This is a genomic window from Trabulsiella odontotermitis (assembly GCF_030053895.1).
Classification (GTDB): Bacteria; Pseudomonadota; Gammaproteobacteria; order Enterobacterales; family Enterobacteriaceae; genus Trabulsiella; species Trabulsiella odontotermitis_C.
In genome coordinates, this window is the sequence record NZ_CP125781.1 from 484198 (window position 1) to 508911 (window position 24714).

General features: G+C 53.0%; 22 protein-coding genes and 2 tRNA genes. 16 read left to right on the forward strand and 8 right to left on the reverse strand.

Annotation, left to right across the window (positions count from 1 at the left end; genetic code table 11):
* Positions 1–20 precede the first annotated feature (20 nt).
* On the reverse strand, positions 21–314 hold the full coding sequence (gene yhbY / locus QMG90_RS02400) for a ribosome assembly RNA-binding protein YhbY (RefSeq protein ID WP_038160901.1): 294 nt from the start codon (positions 312–314) through the stop codon (positions 21–23).
* A gap of 122 nt (positions 315–436) precedes the next feature.
* Between yhbY and rlmE the strand changes: the two genes are divergently transcribed.
* The 6 genes from rlmE to QMG90_RS02430 all read left to right on the forward strand — a co-directional run bounded on the left by rlmE (position 437) and on the right by QMG90_RS02430 (position 6036).
* Positions 437–1066, forward strand: a complete 630-nt coding sequence (gene rlmE, locus QMG90_RS02405; protein ID WP_038160905.1) for a 23S rRNA (uridine(2552)-2'-O)-methyltransferase RlmE — start codon at positions 437–439, stop codon at positions 1064–1066.
* Between the two features lie 99 nt (positions 1067–1165).
* The gene (ftsH, locus tag QMG90_RS02410) at positions 1166–3100 is read left to right on the forward strand and encodes an ATP-dependent zinc metalloprotease FtsH (RefSeq protein WP_283282562.1); all 1935 of its coding nucleotides are present in this window, start codon (positions 1166–1168) and stop codon (positions 3098–3100) included.
* A gap of 98 nt (positions 3101–3198) precedes the next feature.
* On the forward strand, positions 3199–4047 hold the full coding sequence (folP, locus tag QMG90_RS02415) for a dihydropteroate synthase (RefSeq protein ID WP_283282563.1): 849 nt from the start codon (positions 3199–3201) through the stop codon (positions 4045–4047).
* Positions 4040–5377 (forward strand): phosphoglucosamine mutase, encoded by a 1338-nt coding sequence (gene glmM / locus QMG90_RS02420; protein ID WP_283282564.1) that lies wholly within the window; start codon positions 4040–4042, stop codon positions 5375–5377. The genes folP and glmM overlap by 8 nt, the downstream gene beginning before the upstream one ends.
* 230 nt (positions 5378–5607) lie before the next feature.
* The gene (gene secG / locus QMG90_RS02425; RefSeq protein ID WP_038160915.1) at positions 5608–5940 is read left to right on the forward strand and encodes a preprotein translocase subunit SecG; all 333 of its coding nucleotides are present in this window, start codon (positions 5608–5610) and stop codon (positions 5938–5940) included.
* A 9-nt stretch (positions 5941–5949) separates the two neighbouring features.
* Positions 5950–6036, forward strand: a tRNA-Leu gene (locus QMG90_RS02430).
* Positions 6037–6122: 86 nt separating this feature from the next.
* Here the strand turns inward: QMG90_RS02430 and QMG90_RS02435 are convergent.
* Positions 6123–7127 (reverse strand): LacI family DNA-binding transcriptional regulator, encoded by a 1005-nt coding sequence (locus QMG90_RS02435; protein ID WP_283282565.1) that lies wholly within the window; start codon positions 7125–7127, stop codon positions 6123–6125.
* Between the two features lie 319 nt (positions 7128–7446).
* Between QMG90_RS02435 and QMG90_RS02440 the strand changes: the two genes are divergently transcribed.
* Together QMG90_RS02440 and QMG90_RS02445 are read left to right on the forward strand one after the other, a co-directional pair.
* Positions 7447–8643 carry an L-talarate/galactarate dehydratase gene (locus tag QMG90_RS02440; protein WP_283282566.1) on the forward strand — a complete coding sequence of 399 codons (1197 nt, stop codon included), beginning with the start codon at positions 7447–7449 and terminating at the stop codon, positions 8641–8643.
* A 73-nt stretch (positions 8644–8716) separates the two neighbouring features.
* Positions 8717–10027 carry an MFS transporter gene (locus QMG90_RS02445; RefSeq protein ID WP_283282567.1) on the forward strand — a complete coding sequence of 437 codons (1311 nt, stop codon included), beginning with the start codon at positions 8717–8719 and terminating at the stop codon, positions 10025–10027.
* Between the two features lie 212 nt (positions 10028–10239).
* Here the strand turns inward: QMG90_RS02445 and QMG90_RS02450 are convergent, their stop codons facing one another.
* Genes QMG90_RS02450 through QMG90_RS02465 form a run of 4 tightly spaced genes read right to left on the reverse strand, consistent with a single transcriptional unit; the run spans position 10240 to position 13342 of the window.
* Positions 10240–10935, reverse strand: a complete 696-nt coding sequence (locus QMG90_RS02450) for an amino acid ABC transporter permease (protein WP_283282568.1) — start codon at positions 10933–10935, stop codon at positions 10240–10242.
* Complete coding sequence (locus QMG90_RS02455; RefSeq protein WP_283282569.1) at positions 10919–11695, reverse strand: amino acid ABC transporter permease; 777 nt, start codon at positions 11693–11695, stop codon at positions 10919–10921. Before QMG90_RS02455 ends, QMG90_RS02450 begins: the two co-directional genes overlap by 17 nt.
* Complete coding sequence (locus QMG90_RS02460; RefSeq protein ID WP_283282570.1) at positions 11695–12510, reverse strand: amino acid ABC transporter ATP-binding protein; 816 nt, start codon at positions 12508–12510, stop codon at positions 11695–11697. Before QMG90_RS02460 ends, QMG90_RS02455 begins: the two co-directional genes overlap by 1 nt.
* A gap of 1 nt (position 12511) precedes the next feature.
* Positions 12512–13342 carry an ABC transporter substrate-binding protein gene (locus QMG90_RS02465; RefSeq protein ID WP_283282571.1) on the reverse strand — a complete coding sequence of 277 codons (831 nt, stop codon included), beginning with the start codon at positions 13340–13342 and terminating at the stop codon, positions 12512–12514.
* A gap of 242 nt (positions 13343–13584) precedes the next feature.
* Here QMG90_RS02465 and QMG90_RS02470 point away from each other — a divergent pair, with 242 nt between their 5' ends.
* On the forward strand, positions 13585–13752 hold the full coding sequence (locus tag QMG90_RS02470) for a hypothetical protein (RefSeq protein ID WP_283282572.1): 168 nt from the start codon (positions 13585–13587) through the stop codon (positions 13750–13752).
* A gap of 163 nt (positions 13753–13915) precedes the next feature.
* Here QMG90_RS02470 and QMG90_RS02475 read toward each other — a convergent pair whose 3' ends face one another.
* Positions 13916–15388, reverse strand: coding sequence for a DASS family sodium-coupled anion symporter (locus tag QMG90_RS02475; RefSeq protein ID WP_283282573.1), 1473 nt, complete (start codon positions 15386–15388; stop codon positions 13916–13918).
* A 560-nt stretch (positions 15389–15948) separates the two neighbouring features.
* A complete protein-coding gene (argG, locus tag QMG90_RS02480; RefSeq protein ID WP_283282574.1) occupies positions 15949–17295 on the reverse strand; it encodes an argininosuccinate synthase in 1347 nt (448 codons plus the stop codon).
* Between the two features lie 332 nt (positions 17296–17627).
* Here argG and QMG90_RS02485 point away from each other — a divergent pair.
* The 7 genes from QMG90_RS02485 to rpsO all read left to right on the forward strand — a co-directional run bounded on the left by QMG90_RS02485 (position 17628) and on the right by rpsO (position 24490).
* Positions 17628–17704: transfer RNA gene (locus QMG90_RS02485), tRNA-Met, on the forward strand.
* Positions 17705–17911: 207 nt separating this feature from the next.
* A complete protein-coding gene (rimP, locus tag QMG90_RS02490; RefSeq protein ID WP_038162392.1) occupies positions 17912–18364 on the forward strand; it encodes a ribosome maturation factor RimP in 453 nt (150 codons plus the stop codon).
* A 27-nt stretch (positions 18365–18391) separates the two neighbouring features.
* The gene (nusA, locus tag QMG90_RS02495; protein WP_049848851.1) at positions 18392–19879 is read left to right on the forward strand and encodes a transcription termination factor NusA; all 1488 of its coding nucleotides are present in this window, start codon (positions 18392–18394) and stop codon (positions 19877–19879) included.
* Positions 19880–19903: 24 nt separating this feature from the next.
* Positions 19904–22588, forward strand: coding sequence for a translation initiation factor IF-2 (gene infB, locus QMG90_RS02500; RefSeq protein ID WP_283282575.1), 2685 nt, complete (start codon positions 19904–19906; stop codon positions 22586–22588).
* 137 nt (positions 22589–22725) lie between these two features.
* A complete protein-coding gene (rbfA, locus tag QMG90_RS02505) occupies positions 22726–23127 on the forward strand; it encodes a 30S ribosome-binding factor RbfA (RefSeq protein WP_038162401.1) in 402 nt (133 codons plus the stop codon).
* A complete protein-coding gene (gene truB / locus QMG90_RS02510; protein WP_283282576.1) occupies positions 23127–24071 on the forward strand; it encodes a tRNA pseudouridine(55) synthase TruB in 945 nt (314 codons plus the stop codon). Before rbfA ends, truB begins: the two co-directional genes overlap by 1 nt.
* Positions 24072–24220: 149 nt before the next feature.
* Positions 24221–24490 carry a 30S ribosomal protein S15 gene (gene rpsO / locus QMG90_RS02515; protein WP_017457357.1) on the forward strand — a complete coding sequence of 90 codons (270 nt, stop codon included), beginning with the start codon at positions 24221–24223 and terminating at the stop codon, positions 24488–24490.
* Positions 24491–24714 lie beyond the last annotated feature (224 nt).

The window sequence follows — 24714 nt, forward strand, 5'->3', positions numbered from 1 at the left end:
TGTGCGACTTTAGGATATTCTTAGCGTGGCAATGAGATTTTTCGCTCTTTGGTTGGACGGTACAGCACCAGTGTTTTACCGATGACCTGTACATTGCAGGCGCCGGTTTCACGGACGATAGCTTCCACGATCAGGCTTTTCGTCTCACGGTCTTCAGAGGCGATCTTAATCTTGATCAGCTCGTGGTGATCCAACGCTTGTTCAATCTCGGCCAGTACCCCTTCGGTCAAACCATTATTGCCAAGCATTACTACTGGCTTGAGCGGATGTGCCAGACCCTTGAGGTGCTGTTTTTGTTTAGTACTCAGATTCATCGTATATTTTTACTTACGTTGGGATTGAAAACGGTACATTCTACCGCCATCTCCCTAATATCGCCAAATTGCCGCGTCGAAATTTACGTCGGTGTATACGATGAAACCGGATGGAAAGTTAAATGACAGGTAAAAAGCGTTCTGCCAGCTCAAGCCGTTGGCTCCAGGAACACTTTAGCGATAAATATGTTCAACAGGCACAGAAAAAGGGGTTGCGTTCCCGTGCCTGGTTTAAACTTGATGAAATACAGCAAAGTGACAAGCTTTTTAAGCCGGGAATGACGGTGGTCGATCTCGGTGCAGCACCCGGTGGTTGGTCGCAATATGCGGTCACGCAAATCGGCGGAACGGGCCGGATCATCGCGTGTGATCTTTTACCTATGGATCCTATCGTTGGAGTGGACTTCCTTCAGGGCGATTTTCGTGATGAATTAGTCCTGAAAGCGTTACTTGAGCGTGTGGGTGACAGTAAAGTACAAGTTGTCATGTCCGATATGGCACCGAACATGTGTGGAACACCCGCGGTTGATATCCCGCGGGCCATGTATCTGGTGGAGCTGGCGCTTGAAATGTGTCGGGATGTCCTGGCGCCAGGCGGTAGTTTTGTAGTGAAAGTGTTCCAGGGCGAAGGTTTCGAGGAGTACCTAAGGGAAATTCGCTCCCTGTTTACGAAAGTGAAAGTTCGTAAGCCGGACTCTTCCCGCGCACGTTCGCGTGAAGTGTACATTGTAGCGACCGGGCGAAAATCATAGACAGTGAATTTCAGGTGAAATTTTGAAAGACGCTGGATATAGAGTATCCTGACGCTGTTTTTAACACAGTTGTAATAAGAGGTTAATCCCTTGAGTGACATGGCGAAAAACCTAATACTCTGGCTGGTCATTGCTGTTGTGCTGATGTCAGTGTTCCAGAGCTTTGGGCCCAGCGAGTCGAATAGCCGTAAGGTGGAATACTCTACCTTCCTGCAAGAGGTCAATAATGACCAGGTTCGCGAAGCGCGTATCAACGGACGTGAGATCAACGTTACCAAGAAAGATAGTAACCGTTACACGACTTACATTCCGGTTAACGATCCTAAGCTGCTTGATAACCTGCTGACCAAAAACGTCAAAGTGGTTGGTGAACCGCCGGAAGAGCCGAGCCTGCTGGCTTCTATCTTCATTTCCTGGTTCCCGATGCTGCTGTTGATTGGCGTCTGGATCTTCTTCATGCGCCAGATGCAGGGCGGTGGCGGCAAAGGGGCTATGTCGTTCGGCAAGAGCAAAGCCCGTATGCTGACGGAAGATCAGATCAAAACCACCTTCGCTGACGTCGCCGGTTGCGACGAAGCAAAAGAAGAAGTGGCGGAGCTGGTCGAATACCTGCGCGAGCCAAGCCGTTTCCAGAAACTGGGCGGTAAAATTCCGAAAGGCGTCCTGATGGTCGGCCCTCCGGGTACCGGTAAAACGCTGCTGGCGAAAGCGATCGCCGGTGAAGCGAAAGTGCCGTTCTTTACGATTTCCGGTTCTGACTTCGTTGAAATGTTCGTGGGTGTCGGTGCATCTCGTGTGCGTGACATGTTCGAACAGGCCAAGAAGGCGGCACCTTGCATTATCTTCATCGATGAAATCGATGCCGTGGGTCGCCAGCGTGGCGCCGGGCTCGGTGGCGGTCACGATGAACGTGAACAGACTCTGAACCAGATGCTGGTTGAGATGGACGGGTTTGAAGGTAACGAAGGTATCATCGTTATCGCCGCAACTAACCGTCCTGACGTTCTGGACCCTGCGCTGCTGCGTCCTGGCCGTTTCGACCGCCAGGTGGTGGTTGGTCTGCCGGATGTTCGTGGTCGCGAGCAGATCCTGAAAGTGCATATGCGTCGTGTACCGTTGTCACCGGATATTGATGCCGCGATTATTGCCCGTGGTACCCCTGGCTTCTCGGGGGCTGACCTCGCAAACCTCGTGAACGAAGCCGCGTTGTTTGCTGCGCGTGGCAACAAACGCGTGGTATCGATGGTGGAATTCGAGAAAGCGAAAGACAAAATCATGATGGGTGCGGAACGTCGCTCCATGGTGATGACGGAAGCGCAGAAAGAATCAACGGCGTACCACGAAGCGGGTCACGCGATTATTGGTCGCCTGGTGCCGGAACACGATCCGGTACACAAAGTGACGATTATTCCGCGTGGACGTGCGCTCGGTGTGACTTTCTTCCTGCCGGAAGGCGACGCGATCAGCGCCAGCCGTCAGAAGCTGGAAAGCCAGATTTCAACGCTGTACGGCGGTCGTCTGGCGGAAGAGATCATCTACGGTGTGGAACATGTTTCTACCGGTGCGTCTAACGACATTAAAGTCGCGACTAATCTGGCACGTAACATGGTGACGCAGTGGGGTTTCTCCGACAAACTCGGTCCACTGCTGTATGCCGAGGAAGAGGGCGAAGTGTTCCTGGGTCGTTCCGTGGCTAAAGCCAAGCATATGTCCGATGAGACTGCACGTATCATCGACCAGGAAGTGAAAGCGCTGATTGAACGTAACTACAATCGTGCTCGCCAGATCCTGAACGATAACATGGACATCCTGCATGCCATGAAAGATGCGCTCATGAAGTATGAGACCATCGATGCGCCGCAGATCGACGATCTGATGGCCCGTCGTGAAGTTCGCGCACCGGCAGGCTGGGAAGATCCTAATACGCCGAACAATTCTGACAATAACGGCACCCCGCGAGCGCCGCGTCCGGTCGATGAACCGCGTACGCCGAACCCGGGCAATACCATGTCAGAACAGTTGGGTGACAAATAAGTCATCGCTGCTCATGACGTGCTCTCTGTCTGAAACCCTGGGGCTTGCCCCGGGGTTTTTCTTATTCAAATAACCATAAAGATATCAGGGACAAGACCATGAAACTGACGGCCCAGGGCTCAGAACTTGATCTCAATTTTCCTCATGTGATGGGGATCCTCAATGTGACGCCTGACTCCTTTTCCGATGGCGGAACGCACAATACGCTGGTGGAAGCGGTCAAACATGCCAATCTGATGATTAACGCGGGCGCGACCATCATTGACGTGGGCGGTGAGTCAACGCGCCCGGGGGCGGCAGATGTCAGTGTTGAAGAAGAGCTGGCGCGGGTGATCCCGGTGGTCGAAGCTATTGCGCAGCGTTTTGAAGTCTGGATTTCCGTCGATACCTCAAAACCAGAAGTGATCCGCGAATCAGCGAGAGTGGGCGCTCACATTATTAATGACATTCGCTCGCTGACCGAACCTGGCGCGCTGGAAGCCGCGGCAGAAACAGGGCTGCCTGTTTGCCTGATGCATATGCAGGGCCAACCGAAAACCATGCAGGAAGCGCCGCACTATGATGACGTTTTCGCCGATGTAAATCGTTTCTTTATTGAGCAGATCGCACGCTGTGAGCGGGCAGGCATCGCAAAAGAGAAATTGTTGCTCGACCCGGGATTCGGTTTCGGTAAAAATCTCTCCCACAATTATGCCTTGCTCGCACGACTGTCCGAATTTCATCATTTTGGTCTGCCGTTGTTAGTGGGCATGTCGCGTAAGTCGATGGTAGGCCAGTTGTTGAACGTGGGGCCGTCTGAGCGTTTGAGTGGAAGCCTTGCCTGTGCGGTGATCGCGGCGATGCAGGGCGCACAAATCATTCGCGTCCATGATGTAAAAGAAACGGTAGAAGCGATGCGCGTTGTCGAAGCGACGCTGTCAGCAAGGGAAAATAAACGCTATGAGTAATCGTAAATATTTTGGCACCGATGGTATCCGTGGTCGTGTTGGCGACGCGCCGATTACCCCTGATTTCGTACTGAAACTCGGCTGGGCGGCGGGTAAGGTGCTGGCGCGTCATGGATCGCGCAAAGTGATTATCGGTAAAGACACGCGTATTTCCGGCTATATGCTGGAGTCAGCCCTGGAAGCAGGACTGGCGGCTGCCGGGCTGTCTGCTTCATTCACCGGGCCAATGCCCACACCAGCAGTGGCTTACCTGACGCGCACGTTCCGTGCCGAAGCTGGTATTGTCATTTCTGCCTCCCACAACCCGTATTACGACAATGGGATCAAATTCTTCTCCATCGACGGCACCAAACTGCCGGATGACGTTGAAGAAGCCATTGAAGCGGAACTGGAAAAAGAGATCAGTTGTGTGGATTCCGCAGAGCTCGGTAAGGCGAGCCGCATTGTGGATGCCGCAGGCCGTTATATTGAGTTCTGCAAAGCCACCTTTCCCAACGAATTGAGCCTGAACGGGCTGAAAGTGGTGGTTGACTGCGCGAACGGCGCGACCTATCACATTGCGCCGAGCGTGTTCCGCGAACTGGGCGCGAAAGTGATTACCATGGGCTGTGAGCCGGATGGCGTCAATATCAACGAAGGCGTGGGCGCAACGGATGTTCGTGCGCTGCAAACCCGCGTGCTGGCCGAAAAAGCCGACCTCGGCATTGCGTTTGACGGTGACGGCGACCGCGTCATTATGGTCGATCACCAGGGTAATAAAGTGGATGGCGACCAGATCCTCTACATCATCGCCCGCGAAGGGCTACGTCAGGGTCAACTGCGCGGCGGCGCGGTAGGAACGCTGATGAGCAACATGGGGCTGGAGCTGGCGCTGAAACAGTTGGGGATTCCTTTCGCACGCGCCAAAGTCGGCGACCGCTATGTTCTGGAACTGCTGCAGGAGAAAGGCTGGCGCATCGGCGCGGAGAACTCCGGCCACGTCATTCTGCTGGATAAAACCACCACTGGCGACGGTATTGTGGCTGGTCTGCAGGTGGTTGCGGCGATGGTGCGTAACCATATGAGCCTGTATGATCTGTGCAGCGGCATGAAGATGTTCCCGCAGGTGTTGGTCAACGTGCGTTATAGCGCGGATTCAGCAAACCCGCTGGAGAACGAAACCGTGAAAAGCGTCACTGCGGAAGTCGAAACGGCGCTGGCGGGGCGTGGCCGCGTACTGCTGCGCAAATCCGGTACCGAACCGTTAATTCGCGTGATGGTGGAAGGCGAAGATGATGCTCAGGTCACTGCTTTTGCCCACCGTATCGCGGATGCAGTAAAAGCGGTGTAAAACGGCTTTCTAAGTGTTTAAAAAGGCGGCGCAAGTCGCCTTTTTTTCCGGCTATTATCCGCTTTTTGCTGTTTTTTTCCGCAGTTGGTACAATGCGCTAAATTTGCCCTTGCGAAGGTTATTCGCTTTGGTTAGTATTCACACCCGCTTCAGTGGGAAACGTCAAAACGTCCCGCTTTTATTGGTTGAAGCAATTGGCATGCGGTCACCCCGCAAGGAACAGGTTGATTATGTACGAAGCTCTTTTAGTTGTTTTCCTTATTGTGGCGATTGGCCTGATTGGTCTGATCATGCTGCAGCAAGGTAAAGGCGCTGATATGGGAGCCTCCTTTGGAGCAGGTGCTTCCGCCACGTTATTTGGTTCTAGCGGTTCTGGTAACTTCATGACCCGTATGACCGCATTACTGGCGACGCTGTTCTTCATCATCAGCCTGGTTCTGGGTAACCTGAATACCAATAAAACCAGTAAAGGAAGCGAGTGGGAATCACTGAGTGCGCCAGCGAAAACTGAGCAGACTCAGCCAGCAGCGCCGGCCCAGCCGAGCAGCGATATCCCGCGCTAATACAGTCGTGCCGAGGTGGTGGAATTGGTAGACACGCTACCTTGAGGTGGTAGTGCCCGATTGGGCTTACGGGTTCAAGTCCCGTCCTCGGTACCAATATTCCAGAAAAAGAGACGTCGAAAGACGTCTCTTTTTTTGTATCTGAAATCCGCCTGAATTGGACTGTAGTCGCATATGTTTGCTTATGCAGACTCACGTTCAATCAAGTGGAAGCCGATATCAATGATGGCCGCCTCACCGGATATCTGCTCGATACGATTGGCCAGCAGCGTAGCGGCTTGCTGCCCGATGGCACGTCTGTCCACGCTGACGGTGGTGATCGATGGTCGATTGCTGGCAGCAAAATCGAGATCGCCGAAGCCAATAACAGCTAAATCGTGTGGAATACGTAATCCGCGACTTTCGGCCTCCATTATTGCTCCCTGTGCCAGCGTGTCGGAACTGCAGACAATCACGTCAAATTCCCCGGCAGTAAAGAGCTGCGTTAGCCCGCTGCGACCTAACGACAGAGATGCCGGAAGCGGCACATCAACCTGCGGAACCGCGTGAATAGAATGATGCGCAAGAACACTACATAACCCCTGCTTGCGTTGGGCGGCGCGGCGATCAGCCGTCCATAACAGTCCCGGACGGCGATACCCTTTACTCAACAGGTATTCACCTGTAGCCTGCCCGACTTTTTCATGAGAAAAGCCGACCAGCATATCGAGGGGCGTTGGCGTGAGATCCCAGATTTCCACCACCGGAATGGCTGCGTTCAGAATCACCTTTTTCAGCCCGATGGTGTGATGAATCCCGGTCAACACCACCCCATCGGGGCGACGTGAAAGCAGAGTTGCCACCAGCTCTGCTTCCTTTTGTTCGGTATATCCCGCCACGCACAGCAAAATGTGATATCCGCGTCTTGCCAGCTCATCGCTCAGCGACTGGATAGTATCGACAAACATGTTGTTGTTGATCTGCGGCACCACGACGGCTATCAGTTTACTGCGTCGTGACGCCAGCCCGCCCGCCAGTGCGTTAGGTATATAGCCGGTGGTCCTCACCGCCTGCATCACTTTCTCAACTGTTTTGGGGCGCACCAATTGGGGAGTATTCAGTGCCCGACTCACTGTCATGGACGAGAGCCCGGCGCTGCGGGCAACATCTTCCAGCGTGGGCGCGCGAGGTGATTTGGTGCTCTTCACTGTTGATGTCCCTGCCAAATTTGCCGAATTAATTGTGCATTATTCATCATGCGTGTGGCTATTGCCAGCTTCGGAACAGGAAACGCCGCAAATACAGCAGCTTACTTTTCTAAGTGAATGATGAAATGTTATCGCTATCATTTTGTGTTATGCATTTTACCAGAATGTTTTGGATTGTGATCCGTCTTGCAGGAAATACCCTGTTTTATTCACTGTATGTGATCGATTGTTCAAATCAACATCAACTCTGTAGAAAAATAAATGGCGTGAACATATAAATGTTAGCGCAATCATTTTATGTGCTAACCCGGAGAGAAACATGTCTTTAAGCGCAAATTCAAACGCCGTAACATATGCCAAAGCGACTGATGTCAGAACGGCAGCAGAGACCGGTGACCGTATCGAATGGGTGAAGTTGTCACTGGCATTTCTGCCGCTGGCCACCCCGGTGAGTGACGCAAAAGTCTTGACCGGTCGTCAAAAGCCTCTGACCGAAGTGGCGATCATCATCGCTGAAATCCGCAGCCGTGATGGATTTGAAGGCGTTGGTTTTAGTTACTCCAAACGTGCTGGTGGTCAGGGTATTTATGCCCATGCTAAAGAAATCGCCGACAATCTGCTTGGCGAAGATCCGAATGATATTGACAAAATCTACACTAAGTTGCTGTGGGCTGGTGCGTCCGTAGGGCGCAGCGGGATGGCGGTTCAGGCCATTTCACCTATCGACATTGCACTCTGGGATATGAAGGCCAAACGTGCGAGTCTGCCGCTGGCAAAACTGCTGGGTGCGCACCGTGATTCTGTACAATGCTACAACACCTCCGGTGGTTTCCTGCATACGCCGCTCGATCAGGTACTGAAGAATGTGGTGATCTCACGTGAGAACGGCATCGGCGGTATCAAGCTAAAGGTCGGGCAACCCAACTGTGCCGAGGATATTCGTCGCTTAACCGCAGTACGTGAAGCGCTGGGCGACGACTTCCCGCTTATGGTTGATGCTAACCAACAATGGGATCGTGAGACGGCAATCCGGATGGGTCGCAAAATGGAGCAATTCAACCTTATCTGGATTGAAGAGCCGCTGGACGCGTATGACATTGAAGGTCACGCACAGCTTGCCGCCGCGCTGGACACCCCGATCGCTACCGGCGAAATGCTCACCAGTTTCCGTGAACATGAGCAGTTGATTCTTGGCAACGCCAGCGACTTCGTTCAGCCTGACGCACCTCGTGTTGGGGGTATCTCGCCGTTTCTGAAAATCATGGACCTGGCAGCAAAGCACGGTCGTAAACTTGCTCCGCATTTTGCTATGGAAGTCCACCTGCATCTTTCAGCCGCCTACCCACTGGAACCCTGGCTGGAGCATTTCGAGTGGCTGAACCCTCTGTTCAATGAGCAACTGGAACTTCGTGATGGCCGCATGTGGGTCTCCGACCGTCATGGCCTGGGCTTTACACTGAGTGAACAGGCGCGCCGCTGGACGCAATTAAGCTGCGAATTTGGTAAACGTCCTTAGTTTCCGCAGGCGGGACTCATTCCCGCCCTCTTACCTTACAGAAATATTTCTGCCCTTACCTGAGGAGTAGAGAATGAACACAATAATAAAGCGTACCAAAGTGCGTTACAGCATCCTTATTTTTTTATTTCTTGCGACTGTATTTAATTATGCCGATCGCGCAACATTATCCGTTGTCGCCCCCATAATGAGTAAAGAGCTGGGTTTTGATCCTGAAGCGATGGGGCTGGCCTTTTCTTCCTTTGGTATTGCGTATGTGATAATGCAACTACCTGGCGGCTGGCTATTAGACCGCTATGGTTCCCGACTGGTCTATGGCTGCGCATTAATCGGCTGGTCGCTGGTCACCATGTTCCAGGGAACCATTTATCTGTATGCCAGCCCATTAATTGTGCTGATTATCTTGCGGTTGCTGATGGGCGCAATTGAAGCGCCAGCCTTCCCCGCCAATAGCCGTTTAAGCGTACAATGGTTTCCTAATAATGAGCGCGGGTTTGTCACTTCCGTTTACCAGGCCGCACAATATATCTCTCTGGGCATTATTACCCCACTGATGACGATTATCTTGCATAATTTAAGCTGGCACTTTGTCTTTTATTATATTGGCGCCATTGGTGTTATTCTCGGTGTGTTCTGGTTAATTAAAGTTAAAGACCCAATGCACCATCCAAAGGTTAACCAACAGGAAATTGATTATATTCGTGATGGTGGTGGTGAACCCACACTTGGCAGCAAAAAGGAACCACAGAAGATAACGCTCGCCCAAATCAAAAGTGTCTGCGTAAATCGGATGATGATCGGTGTCTACATTGGTCAGTTCTGCGTCACATCCATCACCTGGTTCTTTCTGACCTGGTTTCCGACCTACCTGTATCAGGCTAAAGGAATGTCGATTCTGAAGGTTGGCTTTGTGGCCAGTATTCCTGCTATTGCAGGATTTATCGGCGGTCTGCTCGGCGGCGTCTTCTCAGACTGGCTGCTTAAACGTGGTTACAGCCTGACTATCGCCCGCAAACTGCCCGTGATTTGCGGCATGCTGCTCTCCTGCGTGATTGTTATCGCCAACTACACCTCGTCAGAATTTGTGGTGATTGCCGCCATGAGCCTGGCATTTTTCGCGAAAGGTTTTGGTAACCTCGGCTGGTGTGTACTCAGCGATACTTCTCCTAAAGAAGTGTTGGGTATTGCAGGGGGAGTGTTCAATATGTGTGGAAACATGGCGAGTATTATTACGCCGTTGGTTATCGGTGTGATCCTTGCGAATACGCAGTCGTTTGATTTTGCCATCCTGTATGTCGGTTCAATGGGACTTATTGGTCTCATTTCCTACCTGTTTATTGTTGGACCATTGAATCGTATTACGCTGGTACCGTCTGCGGTCTGATTGTCTTACTGGCGAAGGTTTCGCCCCCGCTGTTCCGGCATTGTACTCCGTCGGAACAGCGGTTTTTTTATCTGCAATCGTACAATCCTACCGACTTTCCCCTTCGCGGTTGCAAAACCAGAAGTGGTACAACAGTCCAGAGAAAGAGGGCATGCAGGGGGCTCTGAAGCCAAATTACTCAGCACGTTGTTGCTATAAGTGTTGGCCTAACGTTATTCAGATAACAGCGCTGGCCGGTTGAAACGCCAGCGCTTTGCAAACTGCTCCAGAGAACAGCAGAGCAGGTAATAAACGACGCCGGTAAAGATAAAAATGGCTGCCGGGTAAATTTGCACCCGGTTGTTCACCTGTCCTGCAACCGTGGTCAGTTCAGGCACATTCACAATGAACGCCAGTGACGTATCTTTCAGCAGGCTGATAAAAATCCCCACCAGAGACGGAAGAATATTTCTCAAAGCCTGCGGCAGCAGCACACACCACAACGTTTGTCGTGTACTGAATCCCTGAGACTGGGCCGCTTCGTACTGCCCTGACGGTAACGCCTTCAGACCAGCTAATACCGAATGCATCACCGATGCTGCCGTAAACCAGGCCAGCGCCAACGTCACGGTGAACGCCCCCGGAAGATCGCTTCCGGTGATAAGCGGCAGAAGATACCACAGCCAGAAAATCACAAAGATTAACGGAATGCCGCGAATCAGTTCTGCCCATAAAAAGAGCGCCTTGCGCACGATCCCGGTAAAGCGCCAGGCCAGACACGCCAGCGCAATCCCGCCGGGCAGGGCGAGTAGTGCAGCCCCAAATGCCATCATTAACGAGAGCAATACCCCACCAGGTTCACCGGCGGCCGCGCGTCCCCACAGAAGATAATCCAGGTTATCGGCAATGACGTTAAGTCCGGCAATCATGTTTTTCACTCCTTGTACTGGCTATTGCCTGCCGTTTGCGTTTTGCTCCTGGACCGATGCGTACCAGGAGTAACCCCATCACGACACCGGTCAGGAGATAGAGCACAGTACCGACGGTAAATGCCTCCAGCGCATGAGCGTTGTAGCTTTCGATCTGCCGGACCTGATAGGTCAGTTCGGCAAAGCCAATCCCGCTGGCGAGGGAGGAGAGCTTCATCAGGTTGAGATACTGCCCCACAACGGGCTGCCATGCGTTAGCCAGTCCCTGCGGCAGAAGGATGTAACGAAACAAACGCCACGGGGAGAATCCCTGCGCGAGAGCTGCTTCTCGTTGTCCGGCAGGGACTGAACGTAACCCTGACTCCACCTCCTCGATTAAAAACGCCGAGGTGAAAACCCCTAACCCCCAGGCAGAACATAAAAATTCGGGGGTAAACCACCAGACGTCACCGGGCAAAATCGACCAGTTGTGATCCGCATTCACCACATTTCTGAATACCTGTGGCAACCAGTTCCAGGCGGCGAAATACCAGAACAGCAGTTGCACCAACAGCGGGGTATTACGAAACAGCGAGACCCAGCCATTAACAAGCGAGCTGCCGAAGCGACTACCTGAGAGGCGCAGAAGAAGAAAAAGCAGTGCAAGCAGGCTTGCCAGGAGAGCCCCGGCGAGCGTAACCCACAGGGTGGTGAGAAAACCGGATAAAATCCACTGCAGAGGCTGCCCGGTCAGCACGCCCTGCCAGTCGAGGGCGGGCATTACAAAAGCTCCTGATGCAACGGATTCAGGACTTTTTGCAGAAACCGTTGCGCACGTGGATGTGATGGTTGCCTGAAAAATTGCTCCGGCGGTGCGGTTTCAAGAATTTGTCCACTGTCGATAAAAACAATCCGGTCGGCAATTTCCCGGGCAAACTGCATCTCATGGGTGACGACAATCATAGTGATCCCACTGTGGGCGAGGGCTTTCATTACCAACAGCACTTCACCAATCATCTCCGGATCCAGCGCAGAGGTGGGTTCATCGAACAGAATGATTTGCGGCGATGAGGCCAGGGCACGGGCAATTGCCACCCGCTGTTGCTGGCCGCCGGAAAGTTCAGCGGGGAAATGGTGGGCTTTTTCCAGCATCCCGACTTTTTCCAGCAGCGTCAGCGCGCGCTCCTGAGCTGGCTGGGGCTTCCAGCCGTGAACATGCTCCAGTGCCAGGGTGATGTTCTGGCTGGCGGTGAGGTGGGCATAAAGATTGAATTGCTGGAACACAAACCCGACCCGGCTACGCAACTGACGTAGCCCGTTACCGGAAAGCTGTCCGGTAGGCTTGTTGTCGACCAGGATCTCCCCGCCGCTCAGGGTTTCAAGCTGGTTGATAAGACGAATCAGGGTGGATTTACCAGAGCCCGAAGGGCCGAGGATGGCAACCACTTCACCTGGCGTAATGGTGAGGTTAATGTCGTTTAAAACCTGATGATCGCCGTAGCGTTTGTTTACATCACGAAATTCGACGCTGGCCTGTTCCAGATGTGAAAAATCCGCGGCACTGGCCGCGGAGTGTGAAAATAAAGCTGAGAACATATTACTGGGCTTCTATTTTAAAGGCGCGAGGTTGTGGGGAAGGCGTGTCTGGACCAAACCAGACATCGTAGATTTTTGCCGCCTGACCATTCTTCTCAAGATTGACCAGCTCATCGTTGACCGCTTTCAGCAGTGCCGTTTCGCCTTTTTTCACCCCAACGCCAATCTCTTCTTTACTGAGCAGATCGGGCAGAATTTTAAAGTTCGCTTTATCCGGCGCCTGTGCCAGCAGACCTGCCAGAATCGTGCTGTCCTGGGTGATTGCCTGTACGTTGCCATTGCGCAGTGCTGTCAACGCCAGTGGAATGTCGTCATAAGAGAGTACGCGGGATTGCGGGAAACGCTGGTGCAGCGCCTGTTCGCCCGTCGTTCCTTTAACCGCGCCGATTCGCGCCCGGCTATAGTCATCAAGTTTATCCGGTGATTTTGCCGGAACCAGGAATTGTTGGCCTGTGACGAAGTAAGGGGTGGAAAAATCAATCACCTGCGCCCGTTCCGGGGTAATGGTGATATCCGCCACGATCAAATCTGCTTTTCCGGACTGCAACAGTGGAATGCGGTTAGCCGGGTTGGTGGCGACCAGTTCCAGCTTCACGCCAAGCGCTTTTGCCAGTGCTTTGGCGAAGTCCACGTCGTAACCCACGATCTCATGGGTTTTTGCATCTATTGAACCAAACGGCGGGTTGGCATCAAAAGTGGCCACTTTTACCACCCCCGCAGCCTTAATATCAGCCAGTTGATCAGCCTGTGCCTGGACTGAAAGCAGGCTGCCAGCCGCCAGTAATCCCAGCACCAGTGTCCGTTTTTTAAACCATTTCATGTTTGCTGCCATAGTAATAGATCATCCCGAGTTTTTGTTTTGTCCCGTTACGCTCCCATAAGCAAAAGCTATCGCCAAATAAGAAATCGTTCTTAGCTATTAGCAAAAAAGCATTAGTGAACAGTGTGTTAAGAGCGAGTAAAAAAGCGGGCGGCTATTTGCAAATCTTGCACATCGACAGTCGATATTGATATTTCCCCTGCACGGACTTTGGGTATTTAACTTAGAACAGGTTGAGTGAGAGGGTAAAGACGATGAAAAAGTGGATAAGCACGTTACGGCGGTTTTTTGCGACCCGATCAGTGAATGCGGAGAACAGCGCGCAACGTGTTCTTGAGTCAATACTACCTGTCGCCAGCCTGTATGGCGTGGATGTAGCCAACATTGATCCGGAATGGTTCCATGATAAAACGCCACGCTGAGCTGCGCCGCACGCGAGAAATGTACTGGAATGAGCTGTGCGTTGCTCCTCTGAGCATCTCAGCGCAGCCTTGTTTTTTGCGGCATAGTGTGACGTGAGGTTGCCCACGCAACATCGGGTTCCGTATTTCGGTAAGGCTTAATCTGTGCCTGTCTCTCGCCGGGTTACCAGTATCCCAGCAAGTGCCACCAGAAAGCCCCGGTCACAGCCCAGATTGTCAGGTTCACCACACTCATCACCAGCCCTGTCTTCCACCATTCCGCAAGCGTGACATAGCCAGAGCCAAAAATAATCGGCGCAGTGCCCGTGCCATAGTGGGTGAGTGACATCATTAACGAGGATGAGAAGCCGAGCATCAGGCCAAGCAGGGCGGGCGGTGCGCCAAGGCCTAATCCCGCAATGAAGAAGGCAGAGAACATGGCTGTGATATGTGCCGTCGTACTGGCGAAAAAGTAGTGGGAATAGACATACAGCAGAATCAACAATAGTGTTGCGATACTCCAGTGAACACCAAGATGATCGATCGCCGTTCCAATGCTTATTGCCAGCCAGCTCACCAGCCCCAGTTTGCTAAGAAAATCGGCCATCATCACCAGTGCAGCAAACCAGACAATGGTATCCCAGGCGCCACGACACTTAAGGATGTCCTCCCAGGTTAATACACCCGTGAGCAACAGAATCGATAACCCGATGAGCGCCGCACTGGTGGGGTTAACGGTCCAGCTGTTACCCATGATCATCGCAGGGACGCCTGCCCACAGACAGAGCAGCAGAATGAAAACCCCCAGCGTTATCTTCTCAGCCAGCGACAGGGGACCAAGCGCATCCAGCTTCTGCCGGGCGAATTGTGGTGCATCTGGCGTACGAGTAATCGCTGGCGGGTAGAGCCACCAGATGACGACGGGCATTACCACCAGCGAGACCACCGCAGGAAGGAGCGCGGCAATCGCCCACATTCCCCAGGTCATATGCAGTACTCCATCCGTCCCCTTTGTCAGAAAGCTGACAATCAGTGGGTTTGGCGCTGTTGCGGTGATGAACATCGCCGAGCTGATCGGGTTAATGTTGTAATTCACCAGCGCCAGATAACGTCCCGTTGAGCCTTTTTCACTATGACCCGGCGGTGAGCCGAGACTGTCCGCTATCGCGCGCATGACCGGGTGAATAATCCCGCCACCACGCGCCGTATTGCTTGGCGTGACGGGGGCAATCAGTGTTTCGGCAAGCGTTAATGCCCACGCAATACCTAAGGTTCTCTTGCCAAACATCGCAATAAATCCGTAGCCAATGCGCGCACCGAGTCCCGTTTTCAACAGGCTTTGCGACAGCATGATCGATAAGCCAATGAGCCAGATCAACTGATTGGAAAAACCGCTCAGCGCGTCGTTAAGCGCTGCCGACGGTTTACCGGGGTTCGTCACGCCGGTAATGGCCACCAGCATGATTGCCACAATCGCAATCGCCCCAATGGGCATGGCTTTGCCGATAATGGCCGCGATAGTGCCGATGAACAGTGCCAGCAGATGCCATGCCTGCAAGGTCACGTCCGCAGGACAAGGGATGACATACCAGATGGTCAGAGTAATAACAATTGAGATGATGGCCGGCCGGCAGCGAATGGGGGTTAATCTTTCCATGGATCAATCCTTGAGTTTCCTGCACATAAACATGTGCTTTATTACTTTCCGTCATTTGTAATGGTAAAACGCACCGTCCTCTCACAAAACCAAAATCAGCAGGTGCAATTTCCTGATGCGTTAAATCGGGCATAGCCCAACTGCAGTAGCACAGGATTGGTTGCTATCGCCAGTCCGGTATTATGTTCCATGGGAGCAGTGCGCTTTATTATTATAACCCTGGCAATGTTCGTATTTTTATTACGGAATAGATTGTTTTTTCTCGATAATGCTTATTTTTATGGGTGTGGTGTTTATTTGGCTGTTTCTTTGTTATAAGCGCTAATGAAGGCAGTGACGATATCGCTGATCGTAATGCGCCGGAAAACCCTGCCATTGGCGAAACCATAGGTAAAGAAGGCACTATTGTCGGTCCGTTGAAGAGTGGCGACCAGACTGACAACATCACGCCCACTCTAAGTGGGCGTGATGAGCCGGGGATACCATCCATATTTACGGCAAGGGCAAAGAAACCAGCGTACGCTAACGTCCCCGGCCTTTGAAAGAAGGTTCAGCGCCGGTTATTTCTGCTTGCTGCTTTCCAGATTTTCTACCTGCGGCAGACCGTTGCCCGCATTAGACGACAGCAGCCCGGTTTCCGCATAGCTGAACAGCTTCTCGCGGGTATCGGTGATGTCCAGATTACGCATCGTCAACTGCCCGATACGATCGTCAGGAGAGAAGACGGAGTCGCCTTTTTCCATCGTCAGACGTTCCGGCTTGTAGGTCAGGTTGTCAGAAACCGTGTTGAGGATCGAGTAGTCATTACCGCGGCGCAGTTCAAGCGTCACTTCGCCGGTAATCGCGCTCGCTACCCAGCGTTGCAGCGCGTCACGCAGCATCAGCGCCTGCGGATCAAACCAGCGACCCTGATACAGCAGTTTGCCCAGCTGACGACCATGCGCATGATATTGCTCGATAGTGTCTTCATTATGAATGCCGGTCAGCAGACGCTCGTAGGCAATATGCAGCAGCGCCATGCCCGGGGCTTCGTAAATGCCGCGGCTTTTCGCTTCAATGATACGGTTTTCAATTTGATCGCTCATGCCAAGCCCATGGCGGCCACCAATGCGGTTGGCTTCCATCATCAGTTCCACATCATTGCTGAATGTTTTACCGTTCAGGGCGACAGGGTGACCATGCTCGAAGCGGACGGTAATTTCTTCCGCCGGGATCTTCACGCTTTCGTCCCAGAACTTCACACCCATAATCGGGTTGACGATTTTCACGCTGGAATTGAGAAACTCCAGGTCTTTCGCTTCATGGGTGGCGCCGAGCATGTTGGAGTCGGTGGAATAGGCTTTTTCGACCGACATCTTATAGTTGAACCCGCAGGCAATCATGAACTCAGACATCTCATGACGGCCACCCAGCTCATCAATAAAATCGGTATCAAGCCACGGTTTGTAGATTTGCAGTTCGGCGTTGGTCAGCAGGCCGTAGCGGTAGAAACGCTCAATGTCATTGCCTTTATAGGTGCTGCCATCGCCCCAGATATTCACGCCGTCGTCTTTCATGGCGGCGACCAGCATGGTGCCAGTCACGGCACGACCCAGCGGCGTGGTGTTAAAATAGGTCAGCCCGCCGGTGGTGTTGTGAAATGCGCCACACTGAATGGCGGCAATGCCTTCGGCGACCAGCTGTTTACGGCAGTCGATCAGGCGGGCGTTTTCGGCGCCGTATTCCATCGCACGGCGCGGGATGGCGTCATAATCGTCTTCATCCGGCTGACCCAGATTCGCAGTATATGCATAAGGAACCGCACCTTTTTTTCGCATCCACAGCAGCGCGGCGCTGGTGTCCAGCCCGCCTGAGAAAGCGATACCAATACGTTGACCTGTTGGAAGATGCTTGAGAATCGTCGTCATAAGTAGAACCCTGCTAGCCAGACTATGATGAAACTGCTGTTAAGCTCTTATTGAATTTTTATGCAGTTTTAGTGAGTTTTCATTTAATCATCTTTTGCGCATGACAGGAAGTGATTCACGCATTTTTCTTGAATTTTTCTTCCGCCGCCCCCATATGAGTATGCATAAGCGTAGTGGATCTATGCGGAGTGCAGGGAAGAGAAGTGGTGGGTTGACAGATCACATGATTTTTCAATATACTGCACCCCGATTTAATGTCCCGTCTTCGGTACCAAATCCCAGCAGTATTTGCACTTTTTACTTCGTATGAGTAAAATATGCCACGTTTCAGGCGCGGGGTGGAGCAGCCTGGTAGCTCGTCGGGCTCATAACCCGAAGGTCGTCGGTTCAAATCCGGCCCCCGCAACCATTTTCCCATAGAGTTTTTTTTCAAATATACTGTGAAGACATTGGGCTTCGCCGCTGGATTTGAAAGAAATCTCTCGGAAAATGTTTCCAGACCGCATTTGCGGTTATAGGGTTCAGTTATCTAAAGCCCCGATTTATCGGGGTTTTTTGTTATCTGACTACAGAATAACTGGGCTATACGCCCTTTTTTTATGTCTTGGGGGTGGGTTTGTCCACATTAGAGCAGAAATTAACTGAGATGCTCACTGCGCCAGTCGAAGCCTTAGGGTTTGAGCTGGTTGGCATTGAATTCGTTCGCGGTCGCACATCGACGCTGCGCATCTATATTGATAGTGAAGACGGCATCAATGTTGATGATTGCGCTGATGTGAGTCACCAGGTCAGCGCGGTGATGGATGTCGAAGACCCTATCACTGTCGCCTACAACCTGGAGGTTTCTTCCCCAGGCCTTGATCGCCCTCTGTTCACTGCTGAGCATTACACGCGTTTTGTGGGTGAAGAGGCCACGCTGGTCCTGCGTATGGCGGTGCAGAATCGTCGCAAATGGCAGGGCATCATTAAAGCGGTCGACGGTGAGATGATCACGGTAACCGTCGAAGGAAAAGATGAAGTGTTCGCGCTGAGTAACATCCAGAAGGCGAACCTGGTTCCCCACTTTTAACAGTCTGGATTGAGGTGAAAGGCCCCGATGAACAAAGAAATTTTGGCTGTTGTTGAAGCCGTTTCCAACGAAAAAGCGCTGCCGCGCGAGAAAATCTTCGAAGCGCTGGAAAGTGCTCTGGCAACGGCTACCAAGAAAAAATACGAACAGGAAATCGATGTTCGCGTTGAAATCGATCGTAAAAGCGGCGACTTCGATACCTTCCGCCGTTGGGTCGTGGTTGAAGAAGTTACCCAGCCGACCAAAGAAATCACCCTGGAAGCCGCCCGTTTTGAAGATGAAAGCTTCAACGTTGGTGACTACGTCGAAGACCAGATTGAATCGGTAACGTTTGACCGTATCACCACCCAGACCGCTAAGCAGGTTATCGTACAGAAAGTGCGTGAAGCTGAGCGTGCGATGGTGGTTGATCAGTTCCGCGAGCACGAAGGCGAAATCATCACTGGCGTGGTGAAGAAAGTGAATCGCGACAACATCAGCCTGGATCTCGGCAGCAACGCTGAAGCCGTTATCCTGCGTGAAGACATGTTGCCGCGCGAAAACTTCCGCCCGGGTGACCGCATTCGCGGCGTGCTGTACGCCGTTCGTCCGGAAGCACGTGGCGCGCAACTGTTCGTGACCCGTTCCAAACCGGAAATGCTGATTGAGCTGTTCCGCATTGAAGTACCGGAAATCGGTGAAGAAGTTATCGAAATCAAAGCCGCGGCCCGCGATCCGGGCTCTCGCGCGAAAATCGCTGTGAAAACCAACGACAAGCGTATCGACCCGGTCGGTGCCTGCGTCGGTATGCGCGGCGCGCGTGTGCAGGCCGTCTCCACCGAACTGGGTGGCGAGCGTATTGATATCGTACTGTGGGACGACAACCCGGCCCAGTTCGTGATCAACGCGATGGCACCTGCCGATGTCGCTTCCATTGTGGTCGACGAAGACAAACACACTATGGATATCGCGGTTGAAGCCGGTAACCTGGCGCAGGCCATCGGCCGTAATGGTCAGAACGTGCGTCTGGCTTCTCAGCTGAGTGGCTGGGAACTCAACGTGATGACCGTTGATGACCTGCAGGCGAAACACCAGGCCGAAGCGCATGCCGCGATCGATACCTTCACCAAATATCTCGATATTGATGAAGATTTCGCGACGGTGCTGGTAGAAGAAGGATTCTCCTCACTGGAAGAACTGGCCTATGTGCCGATCAAAGAGCTGCTGGAAATTGACGGTCTCGATGAACCGACCGTAGAAGCACTCCGTGAACGCGCGAAAAACGCACTGACCACGCTGGCGCTGGCTCAGGAAGAAAGCCTCGGTGATAACAAACCGGCTGACGATCTGCTGAACCTTGAAGGTCTGGATCGCGCAATGGCATTCAAACTGGCTGCCCGTGGTGTTTGTACGCTGGAAGATCTCGCCGAACAGGGCGTTGATGACCTGGCTGATATCGAAGGGATGACCGACGAGAAGGCTGGTGAACTCATCATGGCCGCCCGCAATATTTGCTGGTTCGGTGACGAAGCGTAATAAACTGTAGCAGGAAGGAACAGCATGACAGATGTAACCGTAAAATCGCTGGCCGCAGAGATTCAGACTTCCGTGGAACGCCTGGTACAGCAATTTGCTGATGCAGGGATCCCGAAGTCCGCTGAAGACTCTGTGACCGCGCAAGAGAAGCAAACTTTATTAACGCACCTGAACCGCGAGCATGGTTCAGGCCCGGATAAGTTGACGTTGCAGCGCAAAACGCGTAGCACATTAAGCATTCAGGGTACCGGTGGGAAAAGTAAATCGGTACAGATTGAAGTCCGCAAAAAACGCACCTTTGTAAAACGCGACCCTCAAGATGCTGAGCGTCTCGCGGCCGAAGAAGAAGCGCAGCGTGAAGCGGAAGAGCAAGCCCGTCGTGAAGCTGAGGAAGCAGCCAAGCGTGAGGCGCAATTAAAAGCTGAACGTGAGGCCGCAGAACAAGCTAAGCGTGATGCCGCAGACAAGGCGAAACGCGAAGTAGCGGAAAAAGACAAAGTGAGCAATCAACAAATCGACGAAAAAACCAAAACCACCCAGGCTGAGAAAGTTCGCCGGGAAAACGAAGCTGCTGAGCTGAAGCGTAAAGCGGAAGAAGAAGCGCGTCGTAAACTGGAAGCTGAAGCCCGTCGTGTTGCGGAAGAAGCTCGCCGCATGGCGGAAGAAAATGCCAATACCTGGAATGAACAGGAAGTGGTGGAAGACGACAAGAGCGACTACCACGTCACGACCTCTCAGCATGCGCGTCAGGCTGAAGACGAAAACGATCGTGAAGTAGAAGGCGGTCGTGGCCGTGGTCGTAACGCGAAAGCGGCACGCCCGAAAAAAGGCAATAAACACGCGGAATCTAAAGCTGATCGTGAAGAAGCGCGTGCCGCCATTCGTGGTGGTAAGGGCGGTAAACGTAAAGGTTCCACTCTGCAGCAGGGCTTCCAGAAGCCGGCGCAGGCGGTCAACCGTGACGTTGTGATCGGCGAAACCATCACCGTTGGCGATCTGGCGAACAAGATGGCGGTTAAAGGCTCTCAGGTCATCAAAGCGATGATGAAACTGGGCGCCATGGCGACCATCAACCAAGTCATCGACCAGGAAACCGCACAGCTGGTTGCCGAAGAGATGGGCCACAAAGTTATCCTGCGTCGTGAAAACGAGCTGGAAGAAGCAGTAATGAGCGACCGTGACACTGGCGCTGCGGCTGAACCGCGCGCACCGGTAGTGACCATCATGGGTCACGTTGACCACGGTAAAACCTCGCTGCTCGACTACATTCGTTCAACGAAAGTGGCATCTGGTGAAGCGGGTGGTATTACCCAGCACATCGGTGCTTATCACGTTGAAACCGAAAATGGCATGATCACCTTCCTGGATACCCCGGGCCACGCCGCGTTTACCGCGATGCGTGCACGTGGTGCGCAGGCGACAGATATCGTTGTTCTGGTGGTTGCTGCTGACGACGGCGTGATGCCGCAGACCATCGAAGCTATCCAGCACGCGAAAGCGGCGCAGGTGCCGGTAGTGGTTGCAGTGAACAAAATTGATAAGCCAGAAGCCGATCCGGATCGCGTCAAAAACGAACTGGCTCAGTACGGCATCATCCCTGAAGAGTGGGGCGGCGACTGCCAGTTCGTCCACGTTTCGGCGAAAGCGGGAACCGGTATCGACGATCTGCTGAACGCTATTCTGCTGCAGGCGGAAGTGCTGGAGCTGAAAGCGATCCGTAAAGGCATGGCGAGCGGCGCGGTGATCGAATCCTTCCTCGATAAAGGCCGTGGCCCGGTGGCGACGGTTCTGGTTCGCGAAGGTACGCTGAACAAAGGCGACATCGTGCTGTGTGGCTTCGAATATGGCCGTGTTCGTGCAATGCGTGACGAACTGGGTCAGGAAGTGCTGGAAGCGGGTCCGTCTATTCCGGTTGAGATCCTCGGCTTGTCCGGCGTTCCGGCTGCGGGTGACGAAGTGACCGTGGTTCGTGACGAGAAAAAAGCGCGTGAAGTGGCGCTGTATCGTCAGGGCAAATTCCGTGAAGTTAAACTGGCGCGTCAGCAGAAATCTAAACTCGAGAACATGTTTGCCAACATGACCGAGGGCGAAGTTCACGAAGTGAATATCGTATTGAAAGCTGATGTTCAGGGTTCTGTGGAAGCGATCACCGACTCTCTGCTGAAACTGTCCACCGACGAAGTGAAAGTGAAGATCGTGGGTTCTGGCGTAGGTGGTATCACCGAAACCGACGCGACGCTGGCAGCGGCATCCAACGCCATTCTGGTAGGCTTCAACGTCCGTGCCGATGCTTCTGCTCGCCGCGTGATCGAAGCAGAAAGCCTGGATCTGCGTTACTACTCCGTCATCTATAACCTGATCGACGAAGTGAAAGCGGCGATGAGCGGCATGCTGTCTCCGGAACTGAAACAGCAGATCATCGGTCTGGCTGAAGTGCGTGACGTGTTCAAATCACCGAAATTTGGTGCCATCGCAGGTTGTATGGTTACCGAAGGTGTGGTCAAACGTCACAACCCGATCCGCGTTCTGCGCGACAACGTGGTTATTTACGAAGGCGAGCTGGAATCCCTGCGCCGCTTCAAAGATGACGTTAACGAAGTCCGTAACGGTATGGAATGTGGTATCGGCGTTAAGAACTACAACGACGTGCGTACCGGCGATATGATCGAAGTGTTCGAGATTATCGAAATCCAGCGTACGATCGAGTAATCCTTCGTCATGCCCGGTGACACTTCGTTTACCGGGCCTACGGCCGGGTTGTAGGCCGGGTAAGCCCAGCGCCACCCGGCAATGCGTTTCAAAAGGGGCTTTTGCCCCTTTTTTGTCTTTAGTCTGGAGAATTTATTATGGCGAAAGAATTTGGTCGCCCGCAGCGCGTGGCGCAGGAGATGCAAAAAGAAATTGCGATCATCCTGCAGCGCGAAATCAAAGATCCGCGTCTGGGTATGATGACCACTGTTTCAGGTGTCGAAATGTCCCGTGACCTGGCCTATGCCAAAGTATTTGTCACCTTCCTGAACGACAAAGATGAAGCCGCCGTCAAAGCGGGCATCAAAGCGTTGCAGGAAGCGTCTGGTTTTATCCGTACGCTGCTCGGCAAAGCGATGCGCCTGCGCATCGTGCCTGAGCTGACCTTCTTCTACGACAACTCGCTGGTCGAAGGGATGCGCATGTCAAACCTGGTGACCAACGTGGTGAAGCATGACGAAGAGCGTCGTGTGAACCCGGACGACAGCAAGGAGGACTGATGAGTCGTCCTCGTCGTCGTGGTCGCGATGTGCATGGCGTGCTGTTGCTGGATAAACCGCAGGGCGCGTCCAGCAACGATGTCCTGCAAAAAGTAAAGCGTATTTATAACGCCAACCGTGCCGGGCACACCGGCGCGCTGGATCCGCTGGCGACCGGCATGCTGCCGATTTGCCTCGGCGAAGCCACCAAGTTTTCTCAGTACCTGCTGGATTCCGATAAACGCTATCGCGTTATCGCGCGTCTCGGTCAGCGTACCGACACCTCTGATGCGGACGGCAACATCGTCGAAGAGCGCCCGGTGACCTTCACCGACGCCCAACTGGCTGCGGCGCTGGAGAGCTTTCGTGGCGACACGATGCAGGTGCCATCGATGTATTCCGCGCTAAAGTATCAGGGTAAAAAACTGTACGAGTATGCGCGTCAGGGAATTGACGTCCCGCGTGAAGCGCGACCGATTACCGTTTACGAGCTGCTGTTTATTCGTCACGAAGGGCACGAGCTGGAGCTGGAAGTTCACTGCTCTAAAGGCACCTACATTCGGACCATCATTGACGATTTAGGCGAAAAGCTCGGTTGCGGCGCGCATGTGATTTTCCTGCGTCGTCTGGCGGTGAGCAAATACCCGGTTGAGCGAATGGTGACGCTTGAGCAGCTTCGCGCGCTGGTTGAACAGGCGGAAACGCAGGGCATTCCTGCCGCACAGTTGCTGGATCCTCTGCTGATGCCGATGGACAGTCCTGCCTCTGATTTCCCGCGGGTGAACATTCCGGCGGTTGTCGCCGCCTATTTTAAACAGGGTCAGCCGGTGCGTGCCTCGCAGGCACCTGAGACGGGTCTGGTTCGTGTGACAGAAGGCGATGACGACGCGTTTATCGGGATGGGCGAAATTGACGACGAAGGCCGCGTCGCGCCGCGTCGTCTGGTGGTGGAATACCCGCAGTAAAGCGCTCACCTTGCGATTACAGGGCGCTGCGAGTAGAATATTGCCGCTTGACGTCTGCACATTTGTTTAACAATTGTCGCAGCGTTAATCTCAGGGTGGCTGAATTAGAGATCGGCACCCTTTATTTCTTTTTAATTCTGGAGTTTAAAATGTCTCTAAGCGTTGAAGCTAAAGCTAAAATCGTTTCCGAGTTCGGTCGTGGTTCTAACGACAGCGGTTCTACCGAAGTTCAGGTTGCTCTGCTGACTGCACAGATCAACCACCTGCAGGGTCACTTTGCAGAGCACAAAAAAGATCACCACAGCCGTCGTGGTCTGCTGCGCATGGTTTCTCAGCGTCGTAAACTGCTCGACTACCTGAAACGTAAAGATGTTGCACGCTACACCGCGCTGATCGAGCGTCTGGGCCTGCGTCGCTAAGTCTGGCGAGTTTCATAAAGAGGGGCCTTCATGGCCCCTTTTTTCAAGCTGATGGCAGCAATTCACTGGAAACTAATGTATTGTTGCTTTAAATGATCTTCATTGCAGAGGTTCGCGCGGCTAATGAGAGGCTTGACCCGGGGCGGGTTAGGATTGTCATTAGTCGCGAGGATGCAAGAGGATCGGGTGCACTGGTCGGCATACCAGCATGGTGTGCTGTCCCC

Coding starts and splice junctions, on each gene's coding strand:
- yhbY (WP_038160901.1), bottom strand. CDS start 314: ATGAATCTGAGTACTAAACAAAAACAGCACCTCAAGGGTCTGGCACAT.
- rlmE (WP_038160905.1), top strand. CDS start 437: ATGACAGGTAAAAAGCGTTCTGCCAGCTCAAGCCGTTGGCTCCAGGAA.
- ftsH (WP_283282562.1), top strand. CDS start 1,166: ATGGCGAAAAACCTAATACTCTGGCTGGTCATTGCTGTTGTGCTGATG.
- folP (WP_283282563.1), top strand. CDS start 3,199: ATGAAACTGACGGCCCAGGGCTCAGAACTTGATCTCAATTTTCCTCAT.
- glmM (WP_283282564.1), top strand. CDS start 4,040: ATGAGTAATCGTAAATATTTTGGCACCGATGGTATCCGTGGTCGTGTT.
- secG (WP_038160915.1), top strand. CDS start 5,608: ATGTACGAAGCTCTTTTAGTTGTTTTCCTTATTGTGGCGATTGGCCTG.
- QMG90_RS02440 (WP_283282566.1), top strand. CDS start 7,447: ATGTCTTTAAGCGCAAATTCAAACGCCGTAACATATGCCAAAGCGACT.
- QMG90_RS02445 (WP_283282567.1), top strand. CDS start 8,717: ATGAACACAATAATAAAGCGTACCAAAGTGCGTTACAGCATCCTTATT.
- QMG90_RS02450 (WP_283282568.1), bottom strand. CDS start 10,935: ATGATTGCCGGACTTAACGTCATTGCCGATAACCTGGATTATCTTCTG.
- QMG90_RS02455 (WP_283282569.1), bottom strand. CDS start 11,695: ATGCCCGCCCTCGACTGGCAGGGCGTGCTGACCGGGCAGCCTCTGCAG.
- QMG90_RS02460 (WP_283282570.1), bottom strand. CDS start 12,510: ATGTTCTCAGCTTTATTTTCACACTCCGCGGCCAGTGCCGCGGATTTT.
- QMG90_RS02465 (WP_283282571.1), bottom strand. CDS start 13,342: ATGGCAGCAAACATGAAATGGTTTAAAAAACGGACACTGGTGCTGGGA.
- QMG90_RS02470 (WP_283282572.1), top strand. CDS start 13,585: ATGAAAAAGTGGATAAGCACGTTACGGCGGTTTTTTGCGACCCGATCA.
- QMG90_RS02475 (WP_283282573.1), bottom strand. CDS start 15,388: ATGGAAAGATTAACCCCCATTCGCTGCCGGCCGGCCATCATCTCAATT.
- argG (WP_283282574.1), bottom strand. CDS start 17,295: ATGACGACGATTCTCAAGCATCTTCCAACAGGTCAACGTATTGGTATC.
- nusA (WP_049848851.1), top strand. CDS start 18,392: ATGAACAAAGAAATTTTGGCTGTTGTTGAAGCCGTTTCCAACGAAAAA.
- infB (WP_283282575.1), top strand. CDS start 19,904: ATGACAGATGTAACCGTAAAATCGCTGGCCGCAGAGATTCAGACTTCC.
- rbfA (WP_038162401.1), top strand. CDS start 22,726: ATGGCGAAAGAATTTGGTCGCCCGCAGCGCGTGGCGCAGGAGATGCAA.
- truB (WP_283282576.1), top strand. CDS start 23,127: ATGAGTCGTCCTCGTCGTCGTGGTCGCGATGTGCATGGCGTGCTGTTG.
- rpsO (WP_017457357.1), top strand. CDS start 24,221: ATGTCTCTAAGCGTTGAAGCTAAAGCTAAAATCGTTTCCGAGTTCGGT.